Annotated in this window: 9 protein-coding genes and 4 pseudogenes; 7 read left to right on the plus strand and 6 right to left on the minus strand. The window is 65.0% G+C overall.

What is annotated here, in order from left to right; genetic code table 11:
- Nucleotides 1–159: 159 nt before the first annotated feature.
- Nucleotides 160–1,071 (plus strand): annotated as a pseudogene (locus tag CBI38_RS14075) (IS110 family transposase).
- Between the two features lie 954 nt (nucleotides 1,072–2,025).
- Here CBI38_RS14075 and CBI38_RS14080 read toward each other — a convergent pair.
- A complete protein-coding gene (locus CBI38_RS14080; protein ID WP_109335078.1) occupies nucleotides 2,026–2,790 on the minus strand; it encodes an IclR family transcriptional regulator in 765 nt (254 codons plus the stop codon).
- A 144-nt stretch (nucleotides 2,791–2,934) separates the two neighbouring features.
- On the opposite strand from CBI38_RS14080, the gene CBI38_RS14085 reads away from it, so the two are divergent.
- From CBI38_RS14085 to dmpG, 3 genes and pseudogenes are all read left to right on the plus strand, one after another.
- Nucleotides 2,935–3,765: a 2-keto-4-pentenoate hydratase gene (locus CBI38_RS14085; protein WP_109329685.1), complete on the plus strand. Its 831-nt coding sequence runs from the start codon at nucleotides 2,935–2,937 to the stop codon at nucleotides 3,763–3,765.
- A 5-nt stretch (nucleotides 3,766–3,770) separates the two neighbouring features.
- Complete coding sequence (locus tag CBI38_RS14090; protein ID WP_109329687.1) at nucleotides 3,771–4,754, plus strand: acetaldehyde dehydrogenase (acetylating); 984 nt, start codon at nucleotides 3,771–3,773, stop codon at nucleotides 4,752–4,754.
- Nucleotides 4,751–5,780: pseudogene (gene dmpG, locus CBI38_RS14095) on the plus strand (4-hydroxy-2-oxovalerate aldolase). The gene CBI38_RS14090 and the pseudogene dmpG overlap by 4 nt, the downstream one beginning before the upstream one ends.
- A gap of 190 nt (nucleotides 5,781–5,970) precedes the next feature.
- On the opposite strand, the gene CBI38_RS37840 reads toward dmpG, so the two are convergent.
- The 4 genes and pseudogenes from CBI38_RS37840 to CBI38_RS14110 all read right to left on the minus strand — a co-directional run.
- A complete protein-coding gene (locus CBI38_RS37840; protein ID WP_162603147.1) occupies nucleotides 5,971–6,147 on the minus strand; it encodes a hypothetical protein in 177 nt (58 codons plus the stop codon).
- A 556-nt stretch (nucleotides 6,148–6,703) separates the two neighbouring features.
- Complete coding sequence (locus tag CBI38_RS14100) at nucleotides 6,704–7,450, minus strand: TetR/AcrR family transcriptional regulator (RefSeq protein WP_109329689.1); 747 nt, start codon at nucleotides 7,448–7,450, stop codon at nucleotides 6,704–6,706.
- 162 nt (nucleotides 7,451–7,612) lie between these two features.
- Nucleotides 7,613–8,458, minus strand: a complete 846-nt coding sequence (locus CBI38_RS14105; RefSeq protein WP_109329691.1) for an alpha/beta fold hydrolase — start codon at nucleotides 8,456–8,458, stop codon at nucleotides 7,613–7,615.
- A 181-nt stretch (nucleotides 8,459–8,639) separates the two neighbouring features.
- Nucleotides 8,640–9,011 (minus strand): annotated as a pseudogene (locus CBI38_RS14110) (roadblock/LC7 domain-containing protein); the annotation flags it as partial.
- Between the two features lie 785 nt (nucleotides 9,012–9,796).
- Between CBI38_RS14110 and CBI38_RS14115 the strand changes: the two are divergent.
- A complete protein-coding gene (locus CBI38_RS14115; RefSeq protein WP_230990179.1) occupies nucleotides 9,797–9,973 on the plus strand; it encodes a hypothetical protein in 177 nt (58 codons plus the stop codon).
- Between the two features lie 760 nt (nucleotides 9,974–10,733).
- Here the strand turns inward: CBI38_RS14115 and CBI38_RS39035 are convergent.
- The gene (locus CBI38_RS39035; RefSeq protein ID WP_230990180.1) at nucleotides 10,734–11,027 is read right to left on the minus strand and encodes a hypothetical protein; all 294 of its coding nucleotides are present in this window, start codon (nucleotides 11,025–11,027) and stop codon (nucleotides 10,734–10,736) included.
- Between the two features lie 242 nt (nucleotides 11,028–11,269).
- Here CBI38_RS39035 and CBI38_RS14125 point away from each other — a divergent pair, with 242 nt between their 5' ends.
- Together CBI38_RS14125 and CBI38_RS39040 are read left to right on the plus strand one after the other, a co-directional pair.
- Complete coding sequence (locus CBI38_RS14125; protein ID WP_230990181.1) at nucleotides 11,270–11,566, plus strand: hypothetical protein; 297 nt, start codon at nucleotides 11,270–11,272, stop codon at nucleotides 11,564–11,566.
- Between the two features lie 4 nt (nucleotides 11,567–11,570).
- Nucleotides 11,571–11,889 (plus strand): annotated as a pseudogene (locus CBI38_RS39040) (hypothetical protein); the annotation flags it as partial.
- Nucleotides 11,890–11,964 lie beyond the last annotated feature (75 nt).

Consider the following 11,964-nt stretch of genomic DNA (forward strand, 5'->3'; position numbering starts at 1 on the left):
CGAGACATCGCGGCTCTGCGACTAGTCCGGCCATCAGCTCAGCTAGACGGTATGAGGGCCTGCGTTGTGGGGCCGAGGGCCTCGTTCTGCAAAGCCTCGTGGGTTGCCAGGTGAAAGATCACTGCTGGTAGAGCCACATTTTCAGGTCAGGAGGCCCCGGTGAGAGTTCAGCATACGAGTGTCGGCTCGGATGTGCACGCGTTGTCGGTCGTGGCGTGCGGGATCGACGAAGATACTGGCGAAGTGTTCAGAAGGCGGCTGAGTCCCGACTACGGCGAGGTCCTTGCCTGGCTACGAACGCTCCCGAGTCCGGTGAAGGGGGTGTACGAGGCCGGCCCGACAGGGTTCGGGCTGTGTCGGGCACTGACCGCGGCCGCTGTGGAGTGCGTGGTGGTGGCCCCGTCGAAGCTGCAACGCCCTGCCGGGGACCGGATCAAGACCGATGCCCGTGACGCCCTGCATCTGGCTCGACTCCTACGGTTGGGTGAGATCGTCGAAGTGAGCGTGCCCTCGGTGGAACAAGAAGCGGCCCGCGATCTCGTCCGTGCCCGTGAGGGCGCCCGGGGGATTTGATGCGGTGCCGGCATCGGTTGTCGAAACTACTGCTGCGGCAGGGCCTCGTCTATTCCGGTGGGGCGGCGTGGACCGCTGCTCACGACGTATGGCTGCGCGGACAAAATTTCGACCAACCGGCACTTCAGCTGCGTTCGACTCGGACTACGAGGCGATGATTTTGACACTCGCACGCCGTGACCGCCTCGATGCCGCGATCGCAGACATGGCCGCGGACAGCCCCTACACGCCGATGGTGCGCAGGCTCGGATGTCTACGGCCGAACGCAGTCAGCGTGGACACCCCACGTCGGTCTCGTGCCCTCGCGGTCGAGATCGGGGACTGGCACCGGGAGAAGGCGTCTCCCGCGGCGAGCACGAGGCCACGCAGGCAACCACCGACTCCACCACAAATGGGAACAGTTCACCGCCCGCAAAAAGCGTCCGGTGGTTGCAAATGTCGCCGTCGCGTGCGAGCTCGCCGGGTGGTGCCTGGTCCCTCGCCACGATCGACGACTGACTCTCAGTTCCCCCATGATCTGGTCGACGAGGCATCGGTGGCGAGACCGGCAGCGTGAGGAACGACCTGCGATACAGCTATGAGCAGCAACAGAATCCGAGAACCCACTGTTGCGACGCTCGACACTAGAGCAGCAGCACCGTTCCTGCCGAACAATCGTCCTGCGGTATCCAACCCACGCATATCAGTCTGACCACGTGTCGCGAATATCGACATGCCGACCCCACTGCTGACACCGATCGTCGACCGAAACGGAGGCGGCCCCGGACACCGAGGTTCCCGGGGCCGCCTCCACCTGCCACTTGACAAGACACGACAACATATCAGTTGTCACGCGGGTACACCGCAACGCGGTGTCCGGAACGAAGACCTGGCGACAGCCGATCCCGCCTAAGGACTGTCCGTCCGCGACATCGCATACAAGTGGGGTTTCAACCACGTGCCCTGATTCGCCGCCGCCTACCGTGAGCGATACGGCGTCCTTCCTTCGGAAGCCTTTCGCGATGTGTGACCCATAGCGACGGAGATCGCCCAGAATCTCGTTCAGACTCCGACCAATGACCCTCTGAGGAAAACGGCAAACGACGGTGCCCCGCGCCCTTGTATCCACCTGACCTTACATTCCACGAGAACAGCACTGGCACTGTCGTTTTCATGCCTGCTGCCGCCCCGTTGATCCCGACGTCCTCTTCGCACCCGACAACGAGCACTACGGACCGCGGAAACCCTGTGAACGCGCAGCAAACGGATCTGCAGCACCTGCTCTGCTGTTGCGAACAACCTACGCCGAACAGGCCAATGATCGCTAAGGAGTATGGGGCGGAACATCTGAGCACGAAGGCACACCGAATCCCTGATTGAACGGACGTTCTTCTGGCACCGCTCTGCCGAGGCAATTCCGCCTCGTTCACTCTGCTCACTGGCCGGCCCGGTGTGAGATGCGGACTTGGTTACTCATGCGAGCAGCCGATTTCGGCGAGCAAGGGTGATCCCTATTCCTTCAGCTGCCGCGCGAACAGACGCGGCGTGGGTGTCGGGCCGAAAGCGGTATGAAGGGCCGGTCACGCTGATCGCGGCGACCACGTTCTCGCTCTCGCGGACAGGGGCGGCCACGCACACGATTCCGGTGGCGGATTCCTCGTATTCGTAACCGACGCCTTCGGCGGCGATGCGGTCGAGCTGGGTGCTCAGCGGTCCGGGCAGGATGATGGTCCGCGGGGTGTACCGGGGCAGTGGACCGGAAAGCACCTGCTCTCGGAGGGCACTGTCGGCGTGGGCGAGCAGTACCTTGCCGATCGCGGTGCAGTGCACCGGCATCCGGCCTCCGATTCTCGATGGTGCGCTGGCTTGCCGATGCCCGCCGATCTTGGACAGGTACACGACGTCCGTCCCGTCGAGGACCCCCAGGTGCACCGTCTCGTGGGTGCGCACATAGAGGTCTTCCATGAAGGGGATCGCCACCTCGAGCAGGCTGCGCTCGACCGACGCCCGCATGCCCAGCTCGAACAGGGTGCCGCCGAGCCGGTAGCCGGTTCCGGTGCGGTCCAGCATTCGCACTGCCGCCATGTCGGAGAGGACTCGGTGCAGCGTGCCCTTCGGGATGGACGTCCGGCGTGCCAATTCGGCCAGCGACAGGGTCGAGTCGTCGATGGTGAATGCGTGCAGCACCATCATGATCTTGCCCAGCACCGTCGTAGGGTCGAACTCCTGATCGGACACTGCGAACATCACCTCCGTTGCCGCCGGCGCACCCCCACGATACCGGCAGTGTTCGGCTCAGTGGAACGCAATGCTTGGCAGACCATCTCCCGGCGGCGACAGTGGAACCACAGTCCATTCCCCACGATCGCATCGGGAAGTCAGATGAGCACACCTCAGGGCACCAGCCTGCCCCCCACGGCGCGAGCCTCCGCCGAGGCGGTCGCCGCGGCCGCCGAGCGGCTGAGTATCGCCGCCGCAACTTCCGCGCCGTGCGCGCCGGTCCGCGACCTGATCGGTACCGACGACGCCGCAGCCGCGTACGCCGTCCAGGAACGGATCGTCGCCGACCGGCTCGCCGCCGGTGCGAGTGTGGTGGGCCGCAAGATCGGCCTGACCTCGCCGGCGGTCCAGCAGCAGCTCGGTGTCGACCAACCGGACTTCGGGGTGCTGTTCGACGACATGCGCTGCGCGGAGGCCGTCCCTATCCCGCTGTCACGTCTGCTGCAGCCGAAGGTGGAGGCGGAGATCGCGTTCGTCCTCGACCACGATCTGGTGGACGGGCCACTGGACGACGCCCAGATCCGCGGCGCCGTCGACTACGCGGTGGCCGCCCTCGAGATCGTCGACAGCCGAATCACCGGGTGGGACATCACCTTCGGAGACACCGTCGCCGACAACGGGTCGAGCGGGCTGTTCGTCCTCGGCGCCGATCGTCGCACCCTCGACTCCTTCGACCCGGTCGCCGCGCAGATGCAGATGCTCATCGACGACACCGAGGTGTCGACCGGAACCGGCGCCGCCTGTCTCGGTGACCCGTTACGAGCGCTGGCCTGGCTCGCGCGCACGGCACGAGAGTTCGGCCAACCACTGCTGTCCGGCCAGGTGATCCTGTCCGGCGCCCTCGGGCCGATGGCCGTCATCGACACCGCCGGCACCGTCCGCGCCGACATCACCGGTCTCGGATCGGTCACCGCAACCTTCACCCAGGAGTGAGCACTATGAGCGAGAACACCCGTAAGGTCACCGTCGCAGTGATCGGATCCGGCAACATCGGCACCGACCTGATGATCAAGGTGATCCGCCACTCCGACGTGCTGCAGATGGGCGCGATGGTCGGCATCGACCCCGACTCCGACGGGCTCGCCCGCGCCCGCCGACTCGGCGTCCCCACCACCTCGGACGGCGTCCAGGGCCTGCTGGAGTTGCCGAACTTCGGCGAGATCGACGTGATCTTCGACGCCACCTCCGCCAAGGCACACGCCGCCAACACCGCCCTGCTCGAACCGCTCGGCAAACGGCTGATCGACCTCACCCCGGCCGCCCTCGGGCCGTTCGTGGTGCCGGCGGTCAACCTCGACGAACATCGGGACGCCACCAACGTCAACATGGTCACCTGCGGCGGTCAGGCCACCATCCCGATCGTCGCCGCCGTCTCCCGCGTGACACCGGTCGCCTACGCCGAGATCGTCGCTTCCATCGCGTCGAAGTCCGCGGGACCGGGCACCCGCGCGAACATCGACGAGTTCACCGAAACCACCTCCCACGCCATCGAAGCCGTCGGCGGCGCCGCCCGCGGCAAGGCCATCATCATCCTCAACCCGGCCGACCCGCCGCTGATCATGCGCGATACCGTCCTGTGCCTGATCTCCGCCCCCGACCCGGCCACCCACGACGCGGTGCGCGACTCGATCCAGACGATGGTCGACCACGTCGCGACCTACGTGCCCGGCTACCGACTCAAGCAACAGGTCCAGATCACCCCGGTCCCGGACGGCCAACCCGTGCACACCCTGCTCGCCTCCGGGGACACGGCGGCACCCACCCACCAGGTGACGGTGTTCCTCGAAGTCGAAGGCGCCGCCCACTACCTGCCGGCCTACGCCGGAAACCTCGACATCATGACCTCGGCCGCAGTGCGCTACGCCGAGTCCGTCGCCGACACGATCGCCGCCCCGACCGCGGCACAGGGAGCCACCCGATGACCACACAGCTGTTCATCCAAGACGTCACCCTCCGCGACGGCATGCACGCCGTCCGCCACCGCATCACCCCCGACGACGTCGGCAAGATCGTGGCCGCGCTCGACGCCGCCGGTGTCGACGGCATCGAGGTCGCCCACGGCGACGGACTCGCCGGCGGATCGCTGAACTACGGTCCCGGCAGCAACACCGACTGGGAATGGATCGAAGCCGCCGCCGCCAACCTCACCCACGCCCGGCTGACCACCCTGCTGCTGCCCGGTATCGGCACCATCGCCGAACTCGAACACGCCTACCAACTGGGCGTGCGGTCGGTGCGGGTGGCCACTCATTGCACCGAAGCCGACGTCGCCGCCCAGCACATCGGCAAAGCCCGTGAGCTCGGCATGGACGTGTCCGGCTTCCTCATGATGAGCCACATGACCACCGCACCCGAGCTCGCCGCCCCAGGCCAAGCTCATGGAGTCCTACGGCGCGCACTGTGTCTACGTCACCGACTCCGGCGGCCGGTTGACCATGGACGGGGTGCGCGACCGGGTCCGCGCCTACCGGGAGGTGCTCGACGAGGCCACCGAGATCGGCATCCACGCCCACGAGAACCTGTCGCTGTCGGTCGCCAATTCCGTTGTTGCCGTGGAGGAGGGTGTCACCCGGGTCGACGCCTCGCTGGCCGGGCATGGCGCCGGCGCCGGCAACTGCCCGATCGAACCGTTCATAGCGGTCGCGGACCTGCAGGGTTGGAAGCACAACAGTGACCTGTTCGCCCTGCAGGATGCCGCTGACGACCTCGTCCGGCCGCTCCAGGACCGGCCCGTGCGCGTCGACCGGGAAACCCTCACCCTCGGCTACGCCGGCGTGTACTCGTCCTTCCTCCGGCACGCCGAGGTCGCCTCCCAGCGGTATGGCATCGACGTGCGCACCATCCTCCTCGAGGTCGGCCGCCGCGGCCTCGTCGGCGGACAGGAAGACCTCATCGTCGACATCGCCCTCGACCTGAGCTCCGCGAACACTGAAGCCGCAGTGAACTGAGCCCAGTTCGACGGGGCTTGCCCTGTCGTCTCCGCATGGGTCAAGACGCCGATTGCGTGGCCCTCGATGTACTCGCTCATGTCTGCCTGCGGTTGTCCCCAAGGGAGTCGGCGAGGAGCGGCTTAAGCAGTGGAAGCGATGCCAAAGCACGCAAAGGACGTTGCAGCGAGCCGTAACGTAGCGGTGGAGATCAGACCCCGGCGATGATCAGCTCGAACCGGGGGAACGCACACATCGGCGTAGAGTCCCGGTCCCACCAAGGCCGCGGTTCACCGCTGCTCGACCAGTCATCCGGCGTGGTCGTCTTCTCCCATTGGAAGCGGAGCCAGCCTCGGGCCCGGTCGTTGAGGGTTGTCGTGGACGTCATTGATCTCCTCGAGTCATCGTGTTCTCCCTCAGCCGGGGGGAGTGGCTCGCCGTTGCACGCCCGCACTTGCAGGAGCTTCGCCCGGGCCACCCAGGCCACTTGTCACGTCGGATCCAGCTGGTCGATTGCCGGCTCGCGAGTGATGCGGGCGGCCCAGGGGCGTGGCGTTCGGGTTCCCGCACTTTGATCGCTGGTAGCCGCGACAGGTTGGGGCGGCGGGTGCTGCCGATTGGCACCACGGTGCGGGTGAGTGCGTGAAACCACAGCAGCAGTACGGGGGTTGCATCCCGGCCACCTCTACTCCGTGTCGGCGCTCCTCGAGCTGGGGAAGGATTATCTTCCCGCGCCTTGACCGAGGTGACCGACCGATGGTGCCGCTGCAGTACTCCACGGCCGGTAGGTCTCCGATTGCGGTACAGCCTGATCGTGTTGCAGCACCACGAGGCGATTTCACGGCTGTGATCTCGCGGTGGCACGACGGAGTGGGAGCTGCCGCCAGTAGGGCTGCACCACGGTATCGATGGAAGGTTCACGTCGCCGTCGACAGGACTTTGTGTCACATCTGTTCTGCGGCAGTGGTTGAGGAGACGATACCTGCGATCGAATGGCGGCCGGCGCCGAGAAGTTCCTCGGAAAGCGCTGGATCCGCGGTCCGGACGGCCCGAGCCAGTACCATGGCCCCGACCATTGAGGCGAATGCTTCGAGGGCGGGTTGGCGGAAGTCGTCGATCGATGATGCACCGCTTGGCACGGTTGGGCTGCTCGGGTCTTCGGGGTCATTCGGATCTGCGTCAGGGTTTCCTCGCGCGTTTTCGACCGGTTGGGGGCTTAATAATGCGGCGATGATCTGAAGATACGACTGGACGCCTTCTGCATAGGGTTGTTGGGCAGTTGCTGTGTGCCGGCTGATGTCCGCACCCATTGCTGGAGCGGGGCATGCTTCGCTCAGTACGTCGCGGTGGTACTCGGACAGGTAACGCTCTGCGACCCGTTCGAGTGGGCTCAGGGTCGTTGGGGTGTCGGGTGTCTGAGCTAGGAACTGTTTGATCTCGTCTAGTGTCGCCGTGAACGCAGAGCGGCAGGCTTCTCCGATCAGCGACTCCTTCGATTCGAAGTGGTTGTAGAAGCCGCCTCGCGTCAGTCCGACGTTATTCATGATCTGGTCGATGCCGACCTGATCTGTGCCCTGCTCACGGAACATCACGCTCGCTGTGTCCAGGATTTTTCGTCGATTCAGTTGCTTTGCTTCCTTCGAGATTCGCGGCACCCGCAATCCTCTCCCGTCTAATCCGAACAACAACATGCTGGCCGTGGGTTTAGTCTAGTGAGGTCCTGCCCACGCCAAGCGCAGCTGTGGGATCGCCCGGACCGGGGTTTTCTGCGACTCGGCGGCCACCGGGGCTCCCCGGCGGCCGCCGAGCTCTCATCACGGAGTTAGGTTTCGATCCGCCGCAGCTCGTTCACGTCACTGTTCATCGAGGAACTGCGTGGCGTGCTTGACGAACCGCTCGGGGTACTGAAAGTGGGCGCCGTGACCGGCGTCGGGGTAGAGGATCAACTGAGAGTCCGGGATGTGCTTGGCCATGTCGAGCGAGCTGGCAGTATCGATCATGATGTCGTCGATGCCGTTGACGATGAGAGTGGACTGCTTGATCGCTCCGAGGTAGTCGAAAGGCTTGTCCTTGTCGGCGCTGTCCCGGTAGGCGATCACCGCGGGCCACTGCTTCTGCGCGACCTCCATAGAGCTTGGCGGATCGACGTCGACGGTGCGCTGGTGGCGCCGCTCCCAGAAGTCGAGTCCGGCCTTCTTGGCTTCCTCGGAGCGGCCGAAGAAGAGGTAGAGGAAGTCCGCCGCCTCCGGCACCGGATTCGCCGCCACCTTGGGCACCTTCGGGTCGCTTCCAAGGATCAGGCCTCGGGGCCCCGTTCCCAGAAGCAGAAGCTTCCGCACCAGCTCGGAGTGCCGGAGGGCGAGCTCCTGCACCTGCATCCCGCCGATCGAGAATCCGAGCGCGTCGACCTTGTCGACGCCGATCGTTCGGATGAATGCGGCGATGTCGTCGGCCATTTCCTCGATCGTTTCGCGGGGCTCACCTTCGGATCCCGCGATGCCCCGGCCGTCGAACAAGATCACCTCGCGATCCCGAGCAAAGCTATCGGTGATGATCGGGTCCCAGTGGTCCATGCCGGCACGGTAGTGCGGGATGAACAATACGGGGGTAGTTCCCTCCTTGCCCCAGCGGCGATAGGCGTACTTCAGGCCGTCGATCTCGACGAAGCGTGTGGGGGCGGTGGTATGGGTGTCAGACACGTGTTCCTCCTGCGGTGTTGGTGTGCCGGAGACTTAATAATGATGGGCAACATTAAAAATAGCAAGTGCGCCATTCGTGCGCCGTGTCGTGGAGAACGGCGACCGCGGCGGACGCCCGTGGCATTCGAGTCCCGCTGGGTGAGGGCCGTTCCCGGGCCGAAGGCCTCGAAGGTCTGGGATAGTCGACCAACACCGCCATCTCGTAACCGACTTGGCGGATGTCGCAGTCCGCCGAGGCCAGCACAGCCAGCTGCGATCCGTCACCGACGCTCGGCAACAGTAGGTATCCGCTGTGCATTTCGACGACCAACTGCAGCACCCCACCCGGTTCGAACAACTCGGACACGGCAGCCGACAGACTGGCCAGACCCGAACTGACTGCCGCCAGTTGAGTCGCCCGATCCTCGGTCAGATGTTCGCTGGCTGCCATGAGCAGCCCGTCTGCCGAGACGAGGACTGCATGGGACACGCGGGGCAGGTCGCGGGCCAAGTTCGATACCAGCCAGTCCAGCGGGGGTGTTTCATGGAACTCGTTAGTGGTGCTGCCTTTCATCGATAGGTGTCGCTGTCGATCCGGTCATCGTCACAAGGATCGACCCGATGCCTACCCGTCCCGCACGCCGCTTAGATGGGCCGTGAGATTGTCGCGGATCGATTCCAGATCACGCCGCGCAGTACTGGCGCCGGCCACGCCACCGGGGACCATTCGTTCTCCTGGAACACGTTGCGGCAGGGGTGATCCGGAAACATATCGACTTGCGCCTCGGCGGCATGGCGAGCGGCCGACCACCCGGGTCGGCGGGCGAGACCCACTTCTGGCGGGGGTGTGAACTGATTGTTGCCGGGTCGGTCAGCCAATCCGAGACCATGCTCGAATAGATGGGGGTGGTGATCGTGGTCTCGTTCTCCTGCTCTCCAGGTGCAGTGCTGGGCGCTGGTGAGGTGGAGCGAGCAAATCCTGTGGACCAAGTCTCGACGGGGTACTCCCGGTGCCGTTGTTGGACGGCGAGTTCTCTGCATGGGCGCCCAGATTCGTCTCTGAGGCTTTCCGCCCCTCCGGTGCGAAGCCCGGAGACAGGTACTTGTCAGAGGAGACGGCTGCGGCCGGTTCAGTGGCTGGATCTCCCCGCAGCGTCAGTGGCAGTGGTAGTGACGGGACTTCTGTGGGTTCGCGGCGGGTAATGGCGGCGGCCGGGCGAGGGTATTCGCGGCGGTCGCTGCAGGCCGTGAGGGGAGGTCGGTGTCGACTCGGGACACGAGAAGCCGCGCCGGGATACCGATGGTAGCGGTGACTCCGAACTCGACGACATCGAGGCCGCAACCGTGCTGGCCGCCCTGGTGGAAACCACCGGCGGGCGCTGGCCCACCCGCCCGTCACGCACCACCCGGCTCCTGGTCCGCCTGGACATCGCCGGCCACCATCCCCACATGGCCGAGGTCATCCACACACTGGCCACTGACCCGTGCTGGCCGCCACACGCCCGCGAGATCGCGGCGACCTCGGCCGACTGGTAGCGCCGAGGAGCTGTTGGTTCCTGCGAGCGGGTCGGGCTCGGTACGGTGCTGGGATGTCGCAGAACGGTGCTGATCCGAAGGACGATCCCGACTATCTGACATTGCCGGAAGCGGGGAAGGAGTGTGGCGTCGGGGTTTCGGTGTTGCAAGAGCTCATCCGGGCACGCACGCTCGTCGACGGGGTTGTTCGCACGAAGCTTGGCCACGCGTACCTGCATCGTGATCACGTGCCGAGTTGGTCCGAGGTGGAGTCCACCCTCGCCCCAGGTGTATCAGCAGCAGCTCGGCCGCGTCGAGAAAGCGATGGGAGCTTTCGAGGCGGAGGTGGAGGCGGTGCGCTTCGACCTCAACGAAGCGCAAGCCGATCCGAATGCGGCGCTCGGAGAAGATCTGCGCTCGGTGGGCGTCCATGCATAGAGCTCCAGCGGGAAGACGTTGTGCGGGGCATTGAGCAAATTGATCTGGAAGTGTTGGCGCTTTCCGCTGTAAGGGGCCACCTCGACGACGTCCGTCGCCCGAAATGACCGCAGGACTTGACCGAAGATGCGGATGATGTGCGTGTGTCAGGTCTCCGAGGGCGGTCAGGGTCGTGGGAGGCGCTCGGCGCATCCACACCGTGACTGACCTCTCGCGGAGCTGCGGTGGCAGTGACCGGCGACGAGAGCAACGCGATGACACAGGCACTACCCGCGCCGGCGCAGGCCAGCGAGCGCGTGAATATCGTCATGGTGAGACGATCCTTTCCGTTCGGGTGTCTACATCATGCGCGGCGACGTCCCTGGTTGTGCGCAGCCGGTCGTTGACCGAGGAATCGGTTGGCAGTGACCAAAGAGTTCACCGATACACAATTGTCGAGTGCTGCCTGGTCGGGGACTCGGGCGTCGTCGGCGATATCGAGCATGACCATGACCCCGGCCGGCCCGATGCCGGATCCGCGCATGTACGTGGTGAGGACGTCGGACACGAGACGGTCGGGCACGATCCGGCCGCTCGCGTTCAACAGCGGGATGGATCCAGACAGCAGGTCGTCGGCTTTCCTTCTGGTGATTCTCATCCGAAATATGCTGCCGAATAGTGTTATTCATTCCTAGGCGAGCTGTGCAGAACAGGGGTCGCCGGATGTGTGGCGGTGGAAGATGTCACAACCCACTGCAAGGCTCAGGTCAAGGCGTCCGACTCGCCTTGGCGGAGGCGGGGCCTCCGCGTCGGTGGGGGTTCCTTTTCTTTGCGCGAACAGGGCCTGCTGCTCCCGCTAGTCGGTAAACATTTCGGACACGCTCCGGCGCAAATTACAAGATGGAACTAGCGGTAATCGGCCGCGAAGACCTCACGGTGCACATCGAATGGAACCAGGGCGAGATCATCTCCTGGACCCCGGGCAAGTTCGACGAGGACGATCGGTGGATCGTCCTCAACAGTGAACTCGCTGCGTGGCAGCGGGCCGCCGACGGTGTCGAGGAAGGTGGAAAACGCGTGATGGCAGGCGAACTCACGTTCGTCAAGGGCCCGATGACCGCGGCAATCGAAAACGCCGGAGCCCTCAACAACTTCCTGCGGTCCGGGGGTCGTGTACCGACCGAATGGGCAGTCTGACACTCGCAAATTCAACCGACCGGACGCGGTGTTCAGCACGGACACCAACGCCGCCGCGACCATTGTCTTTCGCCGCGATCACGCCACCGTCTGCAACGACATCGTGAACGACCCGCCGTCGTCGTGTGGGCGACCGTTGGACAGATTCTCGACGTCTCCCAACTGGAAATGAAGGCAGGCGGGCTACTGCCTGTCGGCTTCTTCACCCGGCGTGGAGTAGGGGTAGTACGCGACATCGTGACCACAAGCTGATCGTCAAGGGCCTGCTGACCCGTCCGATGACCGCACTGCGGATGATCGCCATGCTGTCCGTGGCGAGCTGATCGATCTCCCCTTCACCCGGAGGAACGATGCCCGTATCCGCCTTCGTGTACCGCTGGATCGCGATCGACCGCGGC

It is taken from the genome of Rhodococcus oxybenzonivorans (genome assembly GCF_003130705.1).
Lineage (GTDB): Bacteria > Actinomycetota > Actinomycetes > Mycobacteriales > Mycobacteriaceae > Rhodococcus_F > Rhodococcus_F oxybenzonivorans.